Below are 19103 nucleotides of genomic sequence, written 5' to 3'. Positions count from 1 at the left end.
GCGGTCGAGTCCTTCCAGGCTAGGCCGCGGTCCAGCCCCCGTCGCTGGGGATGATGGCTCCGTTGACATTGACCGCCTCGTCGCCGGCGAGCCAGAGGACCAGCGAGGCGATCTCGTCGGGCTGGGCCTGCCGCTGGGCTCGGCCGAAGCCGACCTGGAGGCGTTCGAACGACCACGGGACGCGCGGCACGGCGCCACCCTCGGCGATGTGCGTCTCGACCCCGCCCGGGCAGACGGCGTTGGTGCGCACGCCCTGCGGGCCGTAGAAGAAGGCCGTGTTGCGGGTCATGCCGACCAGCGCGTGCTTGGAGGCGGTGTAGGCCAGGCCGGCCGCCCCACCGGTGACCCCGGCGATCGAGGCGACGTTGATGATCGAGCCGCGGCCCTGCCCGAGCATCCCGGGGAGCACCGCGCGCATCAGCCGCATGGGCGCCGTGACGTTGACCGAGAGCACCCGCTCCCAGGTCTCGTCGTCGAGGTCGGCAGCGGGCAGGAACCAGTCCATGATCCCCGCGTTGTTGACGAGGACGTCCGCACCACCGTGGGCCCCGGCGGCCGTGACCACGGCCTCGACCCCTTCCGGGGTCGCCAGGTCGCAGGTCACCCGGACCACCTGGCCGGGCATGGTCTCCTCACCCTTGAGCTCATCGAGCCGCTCGGCATTGCGGTCCGCGGCGATGACGACCGCGCCCTCGGCCGCCATGCGCAGGGCGATCGCCCTGCCGATGCCGGAGGCCGCGCCGGTGACGATGGCGACGCGTCCGTCGAGTCTCTCGCCCACTGTCCCTCCTTCGGTGGCGGCCACCCCCGCGGTGGTCCCACCAGCACCGTCGCAGCGCCGGGACCCTGGTCCCAGAGGCCAACGGCCCACCCCCGGGTGCCCGGGGTCGCGCTCGCCGCGTGCATTGCCCACACCAGGGCTAGCGTGCTGGGTACCGACCCCGAAGTCAGGAGGACACCCATGACCACGGCCAAGGGCTCTGTGGACGTCAAGACCTATGTCACCGCCGCCTACAACCAGTGGACCCAGTTCGAGGACTTCCCGAAGTTCATGGACGGCGTCGAGGAGGTCACCCAGGTGGGCGACCGGCACCTGCACTGGCGCGTGAAGATCGCCGGTGTCGAGCGCGAGTTCGACGCGACCATCACCGAGCAGGTGCCGGACACCCGCATCGCCTGGAAGGCAGACGGCGAGACGAAGCACGCCGGAGTGGTCGACTTCCACAAGCTCGACATGGAGACCACCCGGGTCGACCTGCAGCTCGACATGGAGCCGGAGGGGCTCGTCGAGACCGTGGGCGACAAGCTCGGCGTGGTCGAGCGCCGGGTGAAGAAGGACCTCGAGCGCTTCAAGGAGCTCGTCGAGTCCCAGCCGCACCCCACGGGCGCCTGGCGGGGCGAGGTGCCGCGCGAGGGCTGACCTCGTTCCCGGCCGGTGCCGACACGGCTCCGGTCACGACGCTCGAGGACGGGAGCCGCGACACGACGTCGCGGCTCCCGTCGCGTCGTGCGGAGCACACGTAGCATCGCCCCCGTGAGTGGGGTGCGGGGGTGGACGACGCTGGGCAGAGACCTCGCGATCGACCTCGGCACCGCCAACACCCTCGTCTACGAGAGGGGCCGGGGCGTCGTCCTGGACGAGCCGTCTGTGGTCGCCGTGGAGGCCGGCACGTCGCGGCTGCTGGCCGCCGGCACGCGCGCCAAGGAGATGCTCGGGCGCACCCCGGGGCACGTCCGGGCGGTGCGGCCGCTGAGCGACGGGGTGATCTCGGACGCCGACATCACCGAGCGCATGCTGCGCTACTTCGTCGACCAGGTGCGCCCGTCCCGGCTCGTGCGACCACGCATGGTCGTGTGCGTGCCCAGCGAGGTGACAGGGGTCGAGCGTCGGGCGCTGGAGGACGCGGCGGTCCGCTCCGGCGCGCGACGTGTCTACGTCATCGAGGAGCCCATGGCCGCCGCCATCGGTGCCGGGCTGCCCGTCAACGAGACGGCGGCGTCGATGGTGGTCGACATCGGCGGGGGCACGACCGACGTGGCTGTCATCAGCCTCGGTGGCATCGTCACCTCGCGCTCGCTGCGGGTCGGCGGTGACGAGATCGACGAGGCGGTCATCGCGCACGTCAAGGGTGAGTACTCGCTGCTGCTCGGCGAGCGCAGCGCCGAGGACATCAAGGTCCAGGCCGGCTCGGCGTTCCCGTTGCGTCAGGAGACCAGCACCCGGGTCCGCGGCCGCGACCTGGTGACCGGCCTGCCCAAGACCGTGACGGTCTCGAGCCAGGAGGTGCGCCGCGCCATCGAGGCCCCGGTGCTGCAGATCGTCGAGCTGGTGCGTGCCACGCTCGACGTGTGCCCGCCGGAGCTGGCGGGCGACGTCCTCGTGGGCGGGATCACGCTGACCGGCGGGGGTGCCCTGCTGCGCGGTCTCGACGAACGTCTGCGCCACGAGCTCGGTGTGCCGGTGAGGGTGGCTGACGACCCGCTGCGCTCGGTCGTGCTCGGCTCGGGTCGCTGCGTCGAGGAGTTCGCCACGCTCGAGCGCGTGCTCATCGACAGCCGACGCTACTGAGACGATGAGCCGACGCCCCTCCCGCCGCCGGCTCCTGCTGGTCCTCGTCGCCGCGACCCTTGCGGTCGTCGTCGCCGACGTGGCCGAGTGGCCGGCTGCCACCCACGTGCGCGGGGCCGGGGCCGCGGTACTCGGCCCGCTCGAGCGGCTGGCGGGCCGCGGGGGGCCCGGCGGGCTCGACGTCGACGACGCGGCTGCCGGCCGGGAGCGGATGGGGTTCGAGGCCGCCGAGCTGCGGCGCGGGCTCGAAGAGGCGCGCCAGCTCCGCGAGCTGCTCGACTCGCCGGGTGCGAGTGGGGCGCGGTTCGTGCCCGCGCGGGTCGTGGCGGTGGGCGCCCATGGTGCCGCGGGGCCGGAGCGCGTCACCATCGACATCGGGTCGCATGACGGCGTCAGCCCCGAACTCACCGTCGTCAACGCCCAGGGCCTTGTCGGGCGGGTGGTCTCCGCCGGCCCGTGGACCGCTGACGTGCTCCTCGTGGGCAGCGCCGACCTCGCCGTGGGGGTCCGCGTGGGGAGCGCAGGCACACTGGGCTCCCTGACCGGTGCCACCGGGCCAGCCGGCGCCCAGCCGCGCCCGGCGAGTCGGCTCGGCCTCGAGCTCGTCGAGCGCGGCACCCTGCAGGTCGGTGACGCTGTGAGGACGATGGGCAGCGTGGGAGGGCGCCCGTTCGTGGCCGGCATCCCGGTGGGACGGGTCACCGAGGTCGACTCCGCCGGGGGCAGGTTCGCCGCCACCGGCGCGGTGACGCCGTCGGTCGACGTCACCTCCCTCGACATCGTCGGCGTGCTGCTGTCCGAGCCACGCACGAGCCCGCGGGCCCCGGTGCAGGGAGGCTCGGGGTGATCCGCGGACTGTCGGCGCTGGGCCTGCTCCGGGTCGTGGCCCTGGTGCTGGCCGCCCTCGCCATGGTCACCCTCGGGGCGCGCGGCGTCACCACGGCGCCCGACCTGGTGCTGCCGGTCGTGGTGGCCGGCGCGCTGCTCGCCGGGCCGTCGCGCGGAGCCCTGCTCGGGCTCGGGGCGGGCTGGGTGGTCGACCTGATGCCCCCCGGCTCACCGGTGCTCGGCTCGGCCGCCCTCCTGTATGCCGTGGGCGGGCTCGTCGCCGGCGCCGGCCGGCGCGAGGGGGAGACGCCGATGGCGTGGGTCGCCGTCGTGGTCCTCGGCGCGGCGGGTGCGCTCGCCCTGGGTCGGGCCGTGCTGGCGGTGCTGTCCTCGGCGCCGGTGTCGCTGGCCGAGCTCGGGCTGCGCCTGGCATTCACCCTGGCCGTGGCCCTCGTCGCGGTCCCGCTCCTGGTGCACGCGGAGCGCGTCCTCGTGCGGCGGCACCTGGCATGAGGCGCGACGTCACGCGGCGCACCTGGGTGTTCGGCCTGGTGGTGCTCTCGCTGATGGGCACCCTGGTCGGCCGGCTCGGCCAGGTGCAGCTGGCCGACCACGAGCACTACACGGTCGCGGCCGCGACCGTGAACACCCGGGTCGTCACCGAGCCCGCAGTGCGCGGACGCATCCTGGACCGCAACGGCACACCGCTGGTCGACAACACCTCCGAGGCTCTCGTCACCGTCGAGCGCGAGGCGCTGCTCGAGGCCGATGACGGCGGTGAAGCGCTGTTGCGCAAGGTCGCCGAGGCCATCGGGCGGCCCTTCGACCAGCTGTGGGGGCGAACGCGCGACTGCGGCACCCAGGGAGCCCCGCCCCCGCCCGTGTGCTGGGGCGGGTCGCCCTTCCAACCCGTTGCCCTCGCCGCCGGCGTCGACCCGGTCCGCGCCCTGAGCCTGCTCGAGCGGAAGGACGAGTTCCCGGGCGTAGCCGTCCAGGCCCGGCCGGTGCGCGACCACCCGGCCCGCGGGCGCGCCGGGGCCGCGCACGTGCTGGGCTACCTCGCCCGCGCGAGCGCCGACGACGTCAAGGGGAGCCGAGGCCGCGTCGGTGACACCGACATGGTCGGCCGGTCGGGGCTGGAACAGCAGTACGACGGCGTGCTGCGCGGCACGCCCGGCCGCACCACCGTCGCCATCGACCCGCGCGGGGTGGTGACGAGCACCCTGTCCGCCGAGCCCGCCGTGCCGGGCCGCGACGTGCTGACGCACCTCGACCTGCGCGTGCAGGGCTCCGCGGAGCGCGCTCTCGCAGAGGCGGTGACGAGGGCCCGCGCTCGAGGCTGGAAGGCCGACGCCGGGGCGGCGGTCGTCCTCGACGTGACCAACGGCGGCGTGGTCGCGGCAGCCAGCCACCCGGCATACGACCCCACCGTCTGGACGGGGGGCATCACGGAGCGCGAGCTCGCGGCGCTCACCGACCCCGACGCCGGGACGCCACTGGTCTCGCGGGTGACGGCGGCGGGCTTCGCGCCGGCCTCGACGTTCAAGGCGATCTCGCTGCCGGCTGCAGTCGCGGCGGGCAACCCGCTCGGCGGCACCTACGACTGCGCGTCGAGCTACCGGATCGGCAGCCGGGAGTTCCGCAACTTCGAGTCGCGTGGCTACGGGCCGATCTCGCTGCGGAAGGCGCTGGTCGTCTCGTGCGACACCGTCTTCTACGACTTCGCCTACCGCTCGTGGCAGGCCCAGGGTGGTCTCGAGGCGCGCAGTGACGCACGAGACCCGTTCGTGCGCACCGCTCGACAGTTCGGTCTCGGCGCGCCCACCGGGGTCGACCTGCCGGGGGAGCAGTCGGGGCGCATCCCGAGCCGGGAGTGGAAGCGGCGGACGTGGGAGGACACCCGCGTCGACACCTGCAGGAGGGCCCGCACCGGCTACCCGGAGGCCACGGACGGTGCGCGGGCGGCCTACCTGACCTCGCTGGCGAAGGAGAACTGCCAGAGCGGCTTCCAGTTCCGGGCCGGCGACGCCGCCAACTTCTCGATCGGCCAAGGCGACATCGCCGTCACGCCGCTGCAGATGGCGCGGGCGTACGCCGCCATCGCCAACGGCGGGACGCTGTGGAGACCGCAGGTGGCCCGGGCGTTCGTCGCACCCGGTGGGGGAGCGGAGGAGCGGATCCGGCCCCACCGTGACGGGTCGGTGGGGCTGAGCGCAGCGATGGTGTCCTTCCTGCAGGACTCCCTCGAAGGGGTCGTCACCGAGGGCACCGCCAAGGGAGCCTTCGCCGGCTTCCCGCTCCGGGTCTGGCCGGTGGCCGGGAAGACCGGCACGGCGGAGGTCTACGGGTCACAGGACACCTCGTGGTTCGTCTCCTACGCGCCCGCCGACGAACCGAGGTATGCCGTGGCCGTCGTCGTGTCGCAGGGAGGCACCGGAGGTGAGACGGCCGCGCCGGCCGCGAGAGCGATCCACGAGGTGCTCCGGACGCTGCCGTGAGGTCCCGCGGGCACGGCTGGGAGCAGTCAGTAGGCTGCCCCCATGGCTGACTTCGACGTTGTGGTGCTGGGTGCTGGTCCGGGTGGTTACGTCGCGGCGATCCGCGCCTCGCAGCTGGGGCTGAAGGCCGCGGTCATCGAGGAGAAGTACTGGGGTGGTGTCTGCCTCAACGTCGGGTGCATCCCCTCGAAGGCGCTCCTGCGCAACGCCGAGATCGCCCACATCATCACGCACGAGAAGGCCACCTTCGGCATCTCCGGTGACGCCACCATGGACTTCGGTGCCACCCATGCCCGCAGCCGCAAGGTCGCCGAGGCCAGCGCCAAGGGCGTGCACTACCTGATGAAGAAGAACAAGATCACCGAGCTCGACGGCTGGGGCACCATCAAGGACCCCAGGACCGTCGAGGTGAAGGGCGCGGACGGCCAGACGCAGACGGTCACCTGCGACAACCTCATCATCGCCACCGGCGCCACGACCCGGCTCATCCCGGGCACCTCGCTCTCCGAGCGCGTCGTCACCTACGAGGAGCAGATCCTCACCGACCAGCTGCCGGGCTCGATCATCATCGCCGGCTCGGGCGCCATCGGCGTCGAGTTCGCCTACGTCATGAAGAACTTCGGTGTCGACGTGACCATCGTCGAGTTCCTCGACCGGATGGTGCCGACCGAGGACGCCGACGTCTCCAAGGAGCTGCTCAAGCACTACAAGAAGCTCGGCGTCAAGGTGATGCTGTCGACCAAGGTCGAGGCCATCGAGGACACCGGCTCGAGCGTGCGCGTCACCGTCTCCCCGGCACAGGGCGGCGAGCAGCAGGTGCTCGAGGCCGACAAGGTGCTCCAGGCCATCGGGTTCGCCCCGCGCCTCGAGGGCTACGGCCTCGAGAACACCGGCGTCGAGACCACCGACCGCGGGGCCATCGCCATCGACGCGCGCGGTCGCACCAACGTCGACGGCGTCTACGCGATCGGCGACGTCACCGGCAAGCTCATGCTCGCGCACACCGCCGAGGCCATGGGTGTCGTCGCGGCCGAGACCATCGCCGGCGCGGAGACGCAGGAGATCAACTTCGACATGATCCCGCGGGCGACCTTCTGCCAGCCGCAGATCGCGTCGTTCGGCTACTCCGAGGAGCAGGCGAAGGAGAAGGGCTACGACGTCAAGACGTCGTCGTTCCCGTTCTCCGCCAACGGCAAGGCGCGCGGTATGGCCGAGGGCGTGGGCTTCGTCAAGATCGTGGCCGACGCCGAGCACAACGAGATCATCGGTGCCCACCTGATCGGCCCCGAGGTCACCGAGCTGCTGCCGGCGCTGACGCTGGCGCAGATGTGGGACCTCACCGCCGACGAGGTGGCACGCAACATCTTCGCCCACCCGACGCTCTCGGAGGCCATGAAGGAGGCCGTCGAGGGCATCGCCGGCCACATGATCAACCTCTAGACCCAGGAGACGCCGGTATGCCGCGCGTGCGGCTTCCCATCACGACCGACCGCCTCGCCCTCCGGAGCTTCCGCCCCGGGGACGAGGCGGACGTGTTCGCCTACCGCTCGGTGGCCGAGGTGGTGCGCTTCATCCCGGGCGAGCCCCGGACGCGCGAGGAGGTCGCCGACCTCGTCGCCGAGCGGGCCAGTGCCGGGCGCATCGACGCCGACCGGCCCGCTCTGACCCTGGCGGTTGAGCTCGACGGGCGGGTGGTCGGCGACGTGCTCATCCACCTCGACGGTCTCGGCGGGGCCGACGGCCGCCAGGTCGAGCTCGGCTGGGTGTTCGCCCCTGACGTCGCCGGCAACGGCTTCGCCACGGAGGCTGCCCGCGCCCTCATGCGCGCTGCCTTCGAGGACCTCGGCGTGCACCGCGTCTGGGCCAAGGTGGAACCGCGCAACGACGCGTCCGTGCGCCTGTGCGAGCGGCTCGGCATGCGGCGCGAGGGCCTGTTCGAGCAGGCGTCGTGGTTCAAGGGGGAGTGGACCGACCTGGCGTTCTACGGCATCCGCGCCGACCAGTGGCGGGCAGCCTCCTCGGCCACCGCGTCGGCTTCCTGATCGCCTGGCGGCAGTGCCGGCCGTCAAGAGGTGTTCGGCTGCCTACGACGCTGATCGCACATCCGGATCAGTGTCGTAGGCACGGGCGCGCTGCCCTTCGGTGGCAGCACGAGCGGCCGGCCCAGCCCTTGCTGTCAGAGCCCGGTGTCACGGTGGGTCGAACACAAAGGGAGGTGGAGATGGGGGAGCCGACGTTCGAGGCGGGACCGCTACTGGTCCGTGCCCGCAGGGTTGCCGACCTGAGCCAGCGCGACCTGGCTCGGTTGTCCGGGGTCGCGCAGTCGACCATCGCGGCCATCGAGTCGGGGGATCGGGATGTGCGGGTGGCGGTGTTCGGCAGCCTCCTGGCTGCCGCGGGCCTGAGGCTCGCAGTGCTCGCACCCGGGGGCGAGGAGCTGCACGGGTTTGCGGAGGACAGCGTGCGCGACAACGCGGGTCGGCGGTTTCCCGCCCACCTCGACGTCCTTCCCCCGGACGCCGTCCCGGCCGAGCGGGTCACCTCGCCCCGCCACGACCGCCCCGAGGCCAAGGGCTGGTACCACCTGCGGGAGCGCAGAGACCTCGCCAGGGGAGCCGGTGAGGCGCAGGACGGTCATCCGGCCATTCGAGAGCTCGAGTACCGTCGGCTCCACCGCCGCCACGGCCGCGCGCCGTGGTGGTCCCATCCGGAGGCGGAGATCCGCGAACGGCTGGGACTCGAGCCCGCCGACGAGCCGCCCGACCCACCAAACGGCTAGGTGGTCAGGCACAGGCGGACGCCGTGCACCCGGGTGTCAGTCGTCGAGGATCTCCTTCTCGCTGGCCTCGAACCAGACGTCGCGGGTGCGCTCGTCCACCAGGGCGAAGAGCCGGTCGGCGTCCTTGAGGTGTCGCTGCCACAGCAGGAACTGCTCACCGCCCTCCAGGAGCACCAGACGCAGACCTGGCGCGGCAGCCACGCCCACGACCTCGCGCCACGGCGCCGACACCGTGAGCCCGAGCGCCGTCTGGGAGATGCCGCTCTCACCCACGGTGACCGACAGGTCACGCGGGCACAGGGCCAGCAGCTTGCGACCGAAGCGAACGCCCTCCACGGGGGGATCCGAGGGTCGCTCCCACTCCGTGAGGTCCGACAGCCCGGGGAGCTGGTCCGCAAGATCGTCCGGCACGCCCTCCGGCACACCGAGCAGCGCAGTGTCGAGCGCCATGCGCGCCCAGCGCTGCACGTCGGCCACGGTGACCGCGGCGAAGCGCTCGCGGGACTCCTCACGCAGCCGCAGCGGCTCCCCGTGCAGGTGCCGGTAGGCCAGGCCCTCGAGCCAGGCCACGCAGGCCCGGGGGTCGTGGATGTAGGTCGCGTAGCCGTCGCGGTCGTGGTCGAGCTCCTCCTGCGAAGGACCGCGCTCGGCGAGGTCCCTCAGGGCGGACCAGATGGTGGTCGCGATGGTGGCCGCCTGGTCCTCGTGGCCGTCCGTGAAGAGGGCGTGGATCGTCCGGTCGGCATCGAGCCGGGCCGTGGCGAGGTCGACGTCGTTGGCGATGCCGCGCTGGTGGCGGATCTCGTCGAGCACCCGCTCGGCGAGGATGCGGACGAGCGACCCGGTCCACTCCTCGCGCGGGAGGGTGAACGACAGGGTGGGATGCGGGATCTCGTCGCGCACCAGCGCCGGAAGGGGAAGGGCGGAGGCTTTCCCCGCGTCCTCGAGCGGGCGCGGTCCGCCGGGCAGCGGCAGGCGCAAGCCTTGCGGTGGCGGCCCGGTCATCACCAGCACCGCGTTGGCGCAGACGAAGTGGCGGGCCGCGAAGTCGCTGACCTGCTCCTGCGTGATGCGTTTCGGCCCCGGCCCGGTGCAGCTGAGCAGTCCCGGACCCGACCGACCGAAGCGTCGGTCCAGCGCCCAGCACAGTGCGGGGTGCTCCGACGAGCCCTCCTCGGCCTCGAGGACGCCGGCCTCCCGCTCCAGGTGGTGCAGGGGCAGGTCGGCGAGCGCACGGCACACCCGTTCCAGGAAGTCGACCACGGCCTCGCGCGGGCCGGTGGCGTAGAACGTCGTCGTGTCGATCTCGACCCGCGCGTTGTGGTCGAGGTGGGACCTGGGCATCGTCGACATGACGAGGTGCTCGACCAGGTGCGTGACCTGCGCGGTGCGGAAGGTCTCGTGACGGGCGCCAACGCCGAAGACGAGCGATCCGGTGAAGGGCTCCGGGCCCTGCTCCCAAAAGGTGGGGACGCCGTCGATCTCGGTTCTCTGCACGAAGCGGAACAGTAGGGCACGCTGGGGCAGCCGAGGGGGACCCCATGCGTGAGCGCGAGGTGGCCGGCTGGCCGCGCGATTAGGGCCGCTCGGCCGCCGCTGATAGCCTGATCCCTGCCGTAGACCGGCCGCGGATTCAGAGAGCCCAGGTGAACCAGCCCTGGCGCACCGCGCAACGATCACCAGAAGGAGAAGTGCCGTCCCATGCCGCTGAGCGCTGACGTCAAGAAGAAGATCATGGCCGAGTACGCCACCGCCGAGGGCGACACTGGCTCTCCCGAGGTGCAGATCGCGCTGCTCACCCAGCGGATCAAGGACCTCACCGAGCACTCCCGTGAGCACAAGCACGACCACCACAGCCGCCGCGGCCTCCTGCTGCTCGTCGGCCAGCGTCGTCGCCTGCTGCGCTACCTCGAGAGCGTCGACATCGAGCGCTACCGCTCGCTGATCAAGCGCCTCGGTCTGCGTCGCTAAGACATCCGATGAGGAGCGGTCCCGCACCACGCGCGGGCCGCTCCTTCTCGTATGAGGACCAGGACCACAGGTCCGGCGGGCCCAGCCCGCGACAACTGCATACAGGAATGACCAGAGAAGAAAACCCGTGCACAACGACGATGCACGAGGCTCGTTGAGAGACACAAAGGAGGGCCCAATGGAGGGTCCAGACATCCAGTTCGCCGAAGCCACGATCGACAACGGCTCCTTCGGCACCCGCACCGTCCGGTTCGAGACCGGGCGCCTGGCCAAGCAGGCCGGTGGCGCAGTCAGCGCCTACCTGGACGAGGACACGATGCTCCTCTCCACCACCACCGCAGGCAAGTGCCCGCGCGAGGGTTTCGACTTCTTCCCCCTGACGGTCGACGTCGAGGAGCGCATGTACGCCGCGGGCAAGATCCCCGGCTCGTTCTTCCGTCGCGAGGGCCGCCCGTCCACGGACGCGATCCTCACCTGCCGCCTCATCGACCGCCCGCTGCGTCCGACCTTCACCAAGGGCCTGCGCAACGAGGTCCAGGTCGTCATCACGGTGCTCGCGCTCAACCCCGACCACCAGTACGACGTGCTCGCCATCAACGCCGCGAGCGCCTCGACCCAGATCTCGGGCCTGCCCTTCTCCGGCCCGATCGGCGGCGTCCGCGTCGCGCTGATCGACGGCCAGTGGGTCGGGTTCCCGAACTTCTCCGACGCCGAGCGCTCGACCTTCGACATGGTCGTCGCCGGCCGCGTGGTCGGTGACGACGTCGCGATCATGATGGTCGAGGCCGAGTCCACCGACGCCACCTGGAACCTCGTGAAGAACGAGGGCAAGCAGGCGCCGACCGAGGAGGTCGTGGCCGAGGGCCTCGAGGCCTCCAAGAAGTTCATCAAGGCGCTCTGCGACGCCCAGGCCGAGCTGGCCAGCAAGTCGGCCAAGCCCGTCCAGGAGTTCCCGATCTTCCTCGACTACGAGGACGACGTGTATGCCGCCGTCGAGGCCGCCGTGTCCGGTGACCTCACGCAGGCGCTCACCATCGCCGGCAAGCAGGAGCGCGAGGACCGCATCGACGAGATCAAGGACGCCGTCAAGGCCTCCCTCGCCGAGCAGTTCGAGGGCCGCGAGAAGGAGATCTCCGCTGCCTACCGCTCCGTGCAGAAGAAGCTCATCCGCCAGCGCATCCTGCGCGACAAGGTGCGCATCGACGGCCGTGGCCTCGCCGACATCCGCGCGCTGAGCGCCGAGGTCGAGGTCCTGCCGCGTGTGCACGGCTCGGCGATCTTCGAGCGCGGCGAGACCCAGATCATGGGTGTCACCACGCTGAACATGCTGCGCATGGAGCAGCAGCTCGACACCCTCTCCCCGGTGACGCGCAAGCGCTACATGCACAACTACAACTTCCCGCCGTTCTCCACCGGTGAGACCGGTCGCGTGGGCTCGCCGAAGCGCCGCGAGATCGGCCACGGCGCCCTGGCCGAGCGCGCGCTCATGCCGGTGCTGCCGACGCGTGAGGAGTTCCCCTACGCGATCCGCCAGGTCTCCGAGGCGCTGGGCTCCAACGGCTCCACCTCGATGGGCTCGGTCTGCGCCTCCACCCTCTCGCTGCTCAACGCCGGTGTGCCGCTGCGCGCCCCGGTCGCCGGCATCGCGATGGGGCTGGTGTCCGACGAGGTCGACGGTGAGACGCAGTACGCCGCGCTGACCGACATCCTCGGCGCCGAGGACGCGTTCGGCGACATGGACTTCAAGGTCGCCGGCACCCGCGAGTTCGTCACGGCCATCCAGCTCGACACCAAGCTCGACGGCATCCCCGCCTCGGTGCTGGCCGGCGCGCTGACCCAGGCCCGTGACGCCCGCCTGCACATCCTCGACGTCATGAACGAGGCCATCGAGGCCCCGGACGAGATGTCGCCGTTCGCACCGCGCGTCATCTCGGTGAAGGTCCCGGTCGACAAGATCGGCGAGGTCATCGGCCCGAAGGGCAAGATGATCAACCAGATCCAGGAGGACACCGGCGCCGACATCTCCATCGAGGACGACGGCACCGTCTACATCGGCGCCACCGACGGCCCGTCCGCCGAGGCTGCGCGCGCGGCGATCAACGCGATCGCCAACCCGCAGATGCCCGAGGTCGGCGAGCGCTTCCTCGGCACCGTCGTGAAGACGACGACCTTCGGTGCGTTCATCTCGCTGCTGCCCGGCAAGGACGGCCTGCTGCACATCTCCGAGGTGCGCAAGCTCGTCGGCGGCAAGCGGATCGACGCGGTCGAGGACGTCCTCTCGATCGGCCAGAAGGTCCAGGTCGAGCTCAAGGAGATCGACCCGCGCGGCAAGCTCTCGCTCGCCGCGGTCCTGGCCGAGGGCGAGGGCGGCGAGGCTGCTGCGGCCGGCGAGGCTGCTGCGGCCGGCGAGGGCGGCGCGGCCGGCTCCGGCGACCAGGCCGATGACGGTGACCGCGAGGAGCGCGGCGAGCGTCGCGAGGGCGGCCGCAGCCGCAACCGTCGTCGCCGCGGCGACCGCGGTGACCGCGCCGAGCAGGGTTCCGGCAGCCCCGAGGCCGACCAGCTGGTCGAGGCCCACGAGGGCGGCGCCCCCGCCTCCTCGGAGGACGCGGCGAACTGACGCCACGCACGAAACGGCGACGGGCCGGCACACCACTGCGGTGTGCCGGCCCGTCGCCTTTGCGGCGAGGCGTTGCCTAGCCGGGGCGGCTGGCCCGATGCTGGAGCATGGCCGACAGCAGGACGTTCGTCGTCGTGGGCGGTGGTCTCGCGGGCGCCAAGGCGGTGGAGGCGCTGCGCGAGAAGGGCTTCGAGGGCGCGGTGGAGCTCTACGGAGCAGAGCCGCACCTGCCGTACGAGCGGCCGCCGCTGTCCAAGGGCTACCTCAAGACCGGTGAGGGTCTTGCCGACGCCTTCGTGCACACGCGGGAGTGGTACCGCGAGCACCGGGTGGGCCTGCACCTCGGGACGCGGGTCACCGAGCTCGCCCTGCTCGACCACGAGATCGGCACCGACGCGGGCGAGCGGGTGCGCTACGACAGGCTCCTCATCGCCACCGGCAGCAGTCCCCGCCAGCTGCACCTGCCGGGGGCCGAGCTCGACGGCGTGCTCTACCTGCGCACGATCGAGGACAGCGAAAGGCTGCGCGCCACCTTCCGGCCCGGCGCACGGGTGGTGAGCATCGGCGGCGGCTGGATCGGGCTCGAAGCGGCCTCGGCGGCGGTCGAGGCCGGCTCCTCCGTCACGGTGCTGGAGGCGCTCGACATCCCCCTGGTGCGGGTGCTCGGGCCGACGCTCGCCACGGTCTTCGCCGACCTGCACCGCGAGAAGGGCGTCGACCTGCGCACCTCCGTCGAGGCGGCCGCCATCGAGGGTGAGCTCGGCCAGGTGCGCGGCGTGCGGCTCGCCGACGGGACTGCCGTGCCGGCCGACGCAGTCGTCGTCGGCATCGGCGCGCTGCCCAACATCGAGCTCGCGGAGTTCGCGGGCCTGCGTCTCGACAACGGCATCGTGGTCGACGCGCAGGGGCGCTCGAGCGACCCCGACGTCTTCGCGGTCGGCGACGTCGCCAACCACTTCCTGCCCTTCCTCGACGAGCACGTGCGGGTCGAGCACTGGGCCACGGCGCTCAACCAGCCCGCGGCGGTCGCCGCCGCCATGCTCGACCAGGAGGGGGCCTACGACGAGCTGCCGTACTTCTACACCGACCAGTACGACCTCGGGATGGAGTACATCGGGCTCGGGCGACCCGAGGACGAGGTGGTGGTGCGCGGTGACCTCGCGGCCCGCGAGTTCCTCGCCTTCTGGGTGCGTGACGACCGCGTGGTGGCAGGGATGGCGGTGAACACCTGGGACGTCATCGACGACGTCAAGGCCGTCATCCGCGCGCGCCGAGGGGTCGACCGTGCGCTCCTCGCCGACCCCGCGGTGCCGCTGCGAGACTTTGCCTGAGTTTTACCTTCCGGGTCCCCGGGAACGGTTCCCGCGCCGAGGTGTGCGTGGTCTACTGCACGGGCGCGCCAGGCCCCCATCCGCGGCCGGCAGCGCTTCTACTGGGGATCTTCAGTGTGTGGAGGACTTGCTGTGCGCGTACATCGCAGGCAGATCGCAGCAGTGGCCGGCGCAGGAGCGCTGGCCGCTGGCATGGTGGCGGCCGCCCCCGCAGGGGCGGCGCCGTCCGCCGCCGCCGACGTCGTCATCAACGAGGTCTACGGCGGAGGAGGCAACAGCGGCGCGACCTACCGCTACGACTTCATCGAGCTCGTCAACGTGGGCGACGAGCCGCGCAGCCTCGACGGCTGGTCGGTGCAGTACAACTCCACCACCGGGACCGGCGCCTTCCAGGTCACAGCCCTTTCGGGTGTGCTGCCGGCCGGCGAGACCCTGGTGGTCCGCCAGGCCTCCGGCGCCAACACCGGCGCCCAGGACGTGCCCTCGGACCTCCAAGGCACCATCGCCATGGGCGGCGCCGGCGGCAAGGTGGCGCTGGTCAACACGACGGCAGCGTTGACCGGATGCTCGGACGCCTGCTCCGACCTGCCCCAGGTGCTGGACTTCGTCGGCTGGGGGTCGGCCAACGACTTCGCCGGCGGCGCGGCCGCCCCCGCGACGACGAACACGACCTCCGTGGCGCGCAAGGGCACCCAGAACACACCCGACAACGCGCTCGACTTCGCCGCCGGCGCGCCGACGCCCGAGGCGTGCGGGACCGCGTGCGCGTCGCCGCCGCCTCCGCCGCCTCCGCCGCCCGGACCGGCCGAGCGCGCCATCGCCGAGATCCAGGGCACCGGCTCGTCCTCGCCGCTGGCCGGCCAGGAGGTGACGACCAAGGGCGTCGTCACCGCGGCCTACCCGACCGGCGGCTTCCGCGGCTTCTTCCTCCAGACCGAGGGCACCGGAGGCGAGCGCGACCTGTCCGCAGCCTCCGACGGCATCTTCGTGTTCCAGCCGAGCGGGTCGCTCGACGCCGACGCGGTCATCGGCAACTTCGTCGAGGTCACCGGCAAGGTCAGCGAGTACAACGGCCTGACGGAGATCACGGCCGCTCCTGCCGACATCGTCGACGCCGACGAGTCGTTCGACGACGTGGTCCCGGTCTCGAACCCGTGGCCGGGCAGCAACGCCGAGCGCGAGTCGCTCGAGGGCATGCTCTACCACCCGTCCGGGGACTTCACGGTGACCAACACCTACAGCACCAACCAGTACGGCGAGGTCGGTCTCGCTGCCGGTGACAAGCCGCTCCTCCAGCCCACCGAGGTGGCCGCACCGGGGTCGCCCGAGGCGACGGCCGTCGCGGCCGACAACACCGCCCGCGCGGTGACCCTCGACGACGGCGCGTCGACCAACTTCCTCGCCACCAGCTTCTCGGCGGGTTTCTGCGACCCGCGACCGGTCCCGTGCCTGACCAACGGCGACCTCACCCCGGCCTACGTCTCGCAGGACGAGCCGGTGCGTGTCGGTGCGCCGGTGGCCTTCACCGACCCCGTGGTCGTCGACTACCGCTTCGGGTGGAAGCTGCAGCCGCGCGAGCAGGTCGTGGGCCCTGACAACGAGGCCTCGCCGGTGGAGTTCACCAACACCCGCACCACGTCGCCGCGCAGCGACGACGTCAACCGGCACGGCACGGCCGACATCAAGGTCGCCTCCTTCAACGTCCTCAACTACTTCACGACGGTCGGCACCGAGGACGCCGCGTGCGACCCCTACACCGACCGCACGGGTGACGGCACCAACGTCCGCACCGGCTGCGACCAGCGCGGCGCCTGGGACGCGCAGGACTTCGAGCGCCAGCAGGAGAAGATCGTCTCGGCGATCAACGCGCTGGGCGCCGATGTCGTCGGCCTCATGGAGATCGAGAACTCCGCCGCGCTCGGCGAGCCCACCGACGAGGCGCTCGCCTCACTGGTGACGGCGCTCAACACCGAGGCGGGCGCGGGCACCTGGGCGTTCGTGCCGTCGTCCACCGAGCTGCCGCCGGCCTCGGAGCAGGACGTCATCACGAACGCGATGATCTACAAGCCCGCGTCCGTCATGCGCGTCGACCAGTCGCGGGCCCTCGGGGACCAGAGCGCCGAGGGCCAGGCCTTCGGCAACGCCCGCGAGCCGATCGCCCAGGTCTTCAAGCAGAAGAACGGCAAGGGCGAGAAGTTCCTCGTCGTGGTCAACCACTTCAAGTCCAAGGGCTCGGCCGGCCCGTTCCCCGGCGACCAGGACACCGGTGACGGCCAGGGCTCGTCGGTGACCTCGCGCATCCTCCAGGCACAGGCACTGCGTGACTGGGTGCCCACGGTCCTCGACGAGACGAGCACCGAGGCGGTCGTCATGGTGGGCGACTACAACTCGTACGCCATGGAGGACCCGATGGACGTCCTCTACGAAGCCGGCTACACCAACGCCGGTGTGCAGTTCGACGAGGGCTCGTACTCCTACTCGTTCTCGGGCCTGTCCGGCTCGCTCGACCACGTGCTCGTCAACGACGCGGCGCTCGAGCTCGTCACCGGCGCCGACCACTGGAACATCAACTCCGGCGAGTCGGTGGCCCTGGAGTACAGCCGCTTCAACTACCACGGGACGAACTTCCACCGTCCCGACCCGTACCGCTCCTCCGACCACGACCCCGTGGTCCTGGGGCTCAAGGCCCACGCCGCGAAGTAGCCGGTCCTGCAGGGGAGGCGGGTCCAGCCGTTCGGCTGGGCCCGCCTCGTGCCGTCCCCAGTGGCAGAGCCGGTGCTCAGATCCAGCGCCGCACGCGCTGTCGGTATGCCGTGTAGTCGTCACCGAACCGTGCGGTGAGGTAGCGCTCCTCCGGGCCGATGACGAGCCACTGCACCGCAGGAAAGAGGAGTGGCAGGAACAGCACGGGCCACCAGGTGCCGACCCACAGGGCGACACCGAGGTAGACCAGCAGGTCGCCGAGGTAGATGGGGTTGCGGGTGAACCGGAACGGCCCCGAGGTCACCAGGGCCGACACCCGGGCCCACGGACTCACGGTGGTGTGCGAGCCCCACATGGCCCGCCCCGCCCAGGCCATCACGGCCAGGCCCGCCACCACGAGCGCCACTCCCGCCACCACTCGTGTCCCGCCGCCGGGGAGGGGGAGGGGCAGCAGCCTGTCGGCGACCAGCGCGCCGGCGAGGACGACCAGGAACAGCAGGGGAGGAAGCACCTTCACCCGTGCACCACTGGTGTCCATGACGGGCACTGTATGCCGGGTGGCTACCCTGACGTCCGTGAGCGACAGGATCAGGGTGGCCGTCATCGGAGCATCGGGACGCATGGGGAGCGAGGCGTGCCGGGCCGTGGGGGCCGCGGAGGACCTCGAGCTCGTCGCCCGGCTCGGCCACGGCGACGACCTCGGGGACCTCGGTGGCGCCGAGGTCGCCGTGGAGCTGACCGTGCCCGACGCCTCGCCCGGCCATGTCCGGCACTGCGTCGAGCGCGGCGTGCACGTGGTGGTCGGCACGACCGGCTGGGGCGACGAGCGGCTCGCCGACCTCGAGCAACAGCTGGGCCAGAAGCCCGGGGTCGGAGTGCTCATCGCCCCGAACTTCGCGATCGGGGCCATCCTCATGATGCAGTTCGCCCGTCAGGCCGCCCGGTTCTACGAGTCGGTGGAGGTCATCGAGCTGCACCACCCCGACAAGCTCGACGCCCCCTCCGGTACGGCGGCCCGCACGGCGCGGCTCATCGCCGCCGCGCGCAGCGAGGCCGGGCTCGGCGAGGTCCCCGACGCCACCGCGCACGACCCGGGCGGTGCGCGCGGGGCGCGCGTCGACGGCATACCGGTGCACGCGGTGCGGCTACGCGGGCTGGTCGCCCACCAGGAGGTGCTCTTCGGTGGCGAGGGGGAGATGCTCACCCTGCGCCACGACTCCTTCGACCGGGTCTCGTTCATGCCCGGTGTGCTGGCGGGGGTGCGGGCAGTCGCAGACCACCCCGGCCTGACCGTGGGGCTGGAGCACTACCTGGGGCTGGGCGACTAGTGCGCGAGCGCGTCACCGCGGTCGTCCTCCTGCTCGTCCTCGGCTTCTACGCCGGCACCATCGGGTGGCGAGGTGTCGCGCTGGTGCAGGACGGCCGTCCGGCCGCCGTGCTGCTGGGCGTCGGCGTGGTGCTCCTGCCGGTGGTGCTCGTGGCGGCGATGGTCCCGCTGCTGCTCCTGGCGCGCGACGGCTCGCGGATGATGGCCGACCTCAACAGCGGCCGTGAGCCCGAGCCGGGTGACGCCGCCTGGCACCGCGAGCTCGAGCAGGCGGAGGACTGCCGGGTGCGTCGCGACCGCAAGGAGGAGCAGCGCCACTACCGAGCCGCGGTCCGGGCCTGGCGGCGGGCCCGTCAGCAGACCTAGCCCTACGTCAGAAGGCGTGGCACACTACGTCAATTGCTGGAGTAAAGACTAGGACAGCAACTCGTCAGAAAAGCGTATAGAGTCGGTAAAAAATCCGGGTCTGTCCTGCTT

General features: G+C 71.8%; 17 protein-coding genes. 14 read left to right on the top strand and 3 right to left on the bottom strand.

From position 1 onward, the window contains the following. Positions 1 to 19: 19 nt before the first annotated feature. The gene (locus P2F65_RS14255) at positions 20 to 781 is read right to left on the bottom strand and encodes an SDR family NAD(P)-dependent oxidoreductase (RefSeq protein WP_275808986.1); all 762 of its coding nucleotides are present in this window, start codon (positions 779 to 781) and stop codon (positions 20 to 22) included. Positions 782 to 961: 180 nt separating this feature from the next. Here P2F65_RS14255 and P2F65_RS14250 point away from each other — a divergent pair, with 180 nt between their 5' ends. The 8 genes from P2F65_RS14250 (at position 962) to P2F65_RS14215 (ending at position 8674) form a co-directional block, all read left to right on the top strand. Further along, positions 962 to 1420: an SRPBCC family protein gene (locus P2F65_RS14250; RefSeq protein WP_275808984.1), complete on the top strand. Its 459-nt coding sequence runs from the start codon at positions 962 to 964 to the stop codon at positions 1418 to 1420. Between the two features lie 123 nt (positions 1421 to 1543). Further along, positions 1544 to 2569, top strand: coding sequence for a rod shape-determining protein (locus tag P2F65_RS14245; protein ID WP_345803711.1), 1026 nt, complete (start codon positions 1544 to 1546; stop codon positions 2567 to 2569). 4 nt (positions 2570 to 2573) lie between these two features. Next, on the top strand, positions 2574 to 3416 hold the full coding sequence (gene mreC, locus P2F65_RS14240) for a rod shape-determining protein MreC (protein ID WP_275808981.1): 843 nt from the start codon (positions 2574 to 2576) through the stop codon (positions 3414 to 3416). After that, positions 3413 to 3910, top strand: a complete 498-nt coding sequence (locus P2F65_RS14235) for a rod shape-determining protein MreD (RefSeq protein WP_275808979.1) — start codon at positions 3413 to 3415, stop codon at positions 3908 to 3910. Before mreC ends, P2F65_RS14235 begins: the two co-directional genes overlap by 4 nt. Further along, complete coding sequence (gene mrdA / locus P2F65_RS14230) at positions 3907 to 5895, top strand: penicillin-binding protein 2 (RefSeq protein ID WP_275808976.1); 1989 nt, start codon at positions 3907 to 3909, stop codon at positions 5893 to 5895. The genes P2F65_RS14235 and mrdA overlap by 4 nt, the downstream gene beginning before the upstream one ends. Before the next feature lie 42 nt (positions 5896 to 5937). Beyond that, a complete protein-coding gene (gene lpdA / locus P2F65_RS14225) occupies positions 5938 to 7335 on the top strand; it encodes a dihydrolipoyl dehydrogenase (protein ID WP_275808974.1) in 1398 nt (465 codons plus the stop codon). A gap of 17 nt (positions 7336 to 7352) precedes the next feature. Continuing rightward, positions 7353 to 7937 (top strand): GNAT family protein, encoded by a 585-nt coding sequence (locus tag P2F65_RS14220; protein WP_275808970.1) that lies wholly within the window; start codon positions 7353 to 7355, stop codon positions 7935 to 7937. Between the two features lie 179 nt (positions 7938 to 8116). After that, positions 8117 to 8674 (top strand): helix-turn-helix transcriptional regulator, encoded by a 558-nt coding sequence (locus P2F65_RS14215; RefSeq protein WP_275808968.1) that lies wholly within the window; start codon positions 8117 to 8119, stop codon positions 8672 to 8674. 36 nt (positions 8675 to 8710) lie between these two features. On the opposite strand, the gene P2F65_RS14210 is transcribed toward P2F65_RS14215, so the two are convergent. After that, complete coding sequence (locus tag P2F65_RS14210) at positions 8711 to 10171, bottom strand: hypothetical protein (RefSeq protein WP_275808965.1); 1461 nt, start codon at positions 10169 to 10171, stop codon at positions 8711 to 8713. 204 nt (positions 10172 to 10375) lie between these two features. Here P2F65_RS14210 and rpsO point away from each other — a divergent pair, with 204 nt between their 5' ends. From rpsO to P2F65_RS14190, 4 genes are all read left to right on the top strand, one after another. Next, positions 10376 to 10645 carry a 30S ribosomal protein S15 gene (rpsO, locus tag P2F65_RS14205; RefSeq protein WP_275808962.1) on the top strand — a complete coding sequence of 90 codons (270 nt, stop codon included), beginning with the start codon at positions 10376 to 10378 and terminating at the stop codon, positions 10643 to 10645. 178 nt (positions 10646 to 10823) lie between these two features. Then, positions 10824 to 13265 (top strand): polyribonucleotide nucleotidyltransferase, encoded by a 2442-nt coding sequence (locus P2F65_RS14200; RefSeq protein WP_275808957.1) that lies wholly within the window; start codon positions 10824 to 10826, stop codon positions 13263 to 13265. A 107-nt stretch (positions 13266 to 13372) separates the two neighbouring features. Continuing rightward, a complete protein-coding gene (locus P2F65_RS14195; RefSeq protein ID WP_275808954.1) occupies positions 13373 to 14596 on the top strand; it encodes an FAD-dependent oxidoreductase in 1224 nt (407 codons plus the stop codon). A gap of 162 nt (positions 14597 to 14758) precedes the next feature. Beyond that, on the top strand, positions 14759 to 17299 hold the full coding sequence (locus P2F65_RS14190) for an ExeM/NucH family extracellular endonuclease (RefSeq protein ID WP_275808951.1): 2541 nt from the start codon (positions 14759 to 14761) through the stop codon (positions 17297 to 17299). Between the two features lie 76 nt (positions 17300 to 17375). On the opposite strand, the gene P2F65_RS14185 is transcribed toward P2F65_RS14190, so the two are convergent. Beyond that, complete coding sequence (locus tag P2F65_RS14185) at positions 17376 to 17837, bottom strand: isoprenylcysteine carboxylmethyltransferase family protein (RefSeq protein ID WP_275808948.1); 462 nt, start codon at positions 17835 to 17837, stop codon at positions 17376 to 17378. Here P2F65_RS14185 and dapB point away from each other — a divergent pair. Continuing rightward, positions 17836 to 18627 (top strand): 4-hydroxy-tetrahydrodipicolinate reductase, encoded by a 792-nt coding sequence (gene dapB, locus P2F65_RS14180; protein WP_275808945.1) that lies wholly within the window; start codon positions 17836 to 17838, stop codon positions 18625 to 18627. The genes P2F65_RS14185 and dapB overlap by 2 nt on opposite strands. Beyond that, positions 18627 to 18992, top strand: a complete 366-nt coding sequence (locus tag P2F65_RS14175) for a hypothetical protein (RefSeq protein WP_275808942.1) — start codon at positions 18627 to 18629, stop codon at positions 18990 to 18992. The genes dapB and P2F65_RS14175 overlap by 1 nt, the downstream gene beginning before the upstream one ends. Positions 18993 to 19103: the final 111 nt, after the last annotated feature.

The organism is Knoellia sp. p5-6-4, from assembly GCF_029222705.1.
Classification (GTDB): Bacteria; Actinomycetota; Actinomycetes; order Actinomycetales; family Dermatophilaceae; genus Pedococcus_A.
Note: the sequence above shows the minus strand (reverse complement) of the source record. Positions and strands in the feature narration are given on the sequence as shown.

Bases quoted from the DNA above. Each gene is read 5' to 3' on its own strand.
- P2F65_RS14250 (WP_275808984.1), top strand. From the start codon at position 962: ATGACCACGGCCAAGGGCTCTGTGGACGTCAAGACCTATGTCACCGCC.
- mreC (WP_275808981.1), top strand. From the start codon at position 2,574: ATGAGCCGACGCCCCTCCCGCCGCCGGCTCCTGCTGGTCCTCGTCGCC.
- mrdA (WP_275808976.1), top strand. From the start codon at position 3,907: ATGAGGCGCGACGTCACGCGGCGCACCTGGGTGTTCGGCCTGGTGGTG.
- lpdA (WP_275808974.1), top strand. From the start codon at position 5,938: ATGGCTGACTTCGACGTTGTGGTGCTGGGTGCTGGTCCGGGTGGTTAC.
- P2F65_RS14220 (WP_275808970.1), top strand. From the start codon at position 7,353: ATGCCGCGCGTGCGGCTTCCCATCACGACCGACCGCCTCGCCCTCCGG.
- P2F65_RS14215 (WP_275808968.1), top strand. From the start codon at position 8,117: ATGGGGGAGCCGACGTTCGAGGCGGGACCGCTACTGGTCCGTGCCCGC.
- rpsO (WP_275808962.1), top strand. From the start codon at position 10,376: ATGCCGCTGAGCGCTGACGTCAAGAAGAAGATCATGGCCGAGTACGCC.
- P2F65_RS14200 (WP_275808957.1), top strand. From the start codon at position 10,824: ATGGAGGGTCCAGACATCCAGTTCGCCGAAGCCACGATCGACAACGGC.
- P2F65_RS14195 (WP_275808954.1), top strand. From the start codon at position 13,373: ATGGCCGACAGCAGGACGTTCGTCGTCGTGGGCGGTGGTCTCGCGGGC.
- dapB (WP_275808945.1), top strand. From the start codon at position 17,836: ATGACGGGCACTGTATGCCGGGTGGCTACCCTGACGTCCGTGAGCGAC.
- P2F65_RS14185 (WP_275808948.1), bottom strand. From the start codon at position 17,837: ATGGACACCAGTGGTGCACGGGTGAAGGTGCTTCCTCCCCTGCTGTTC.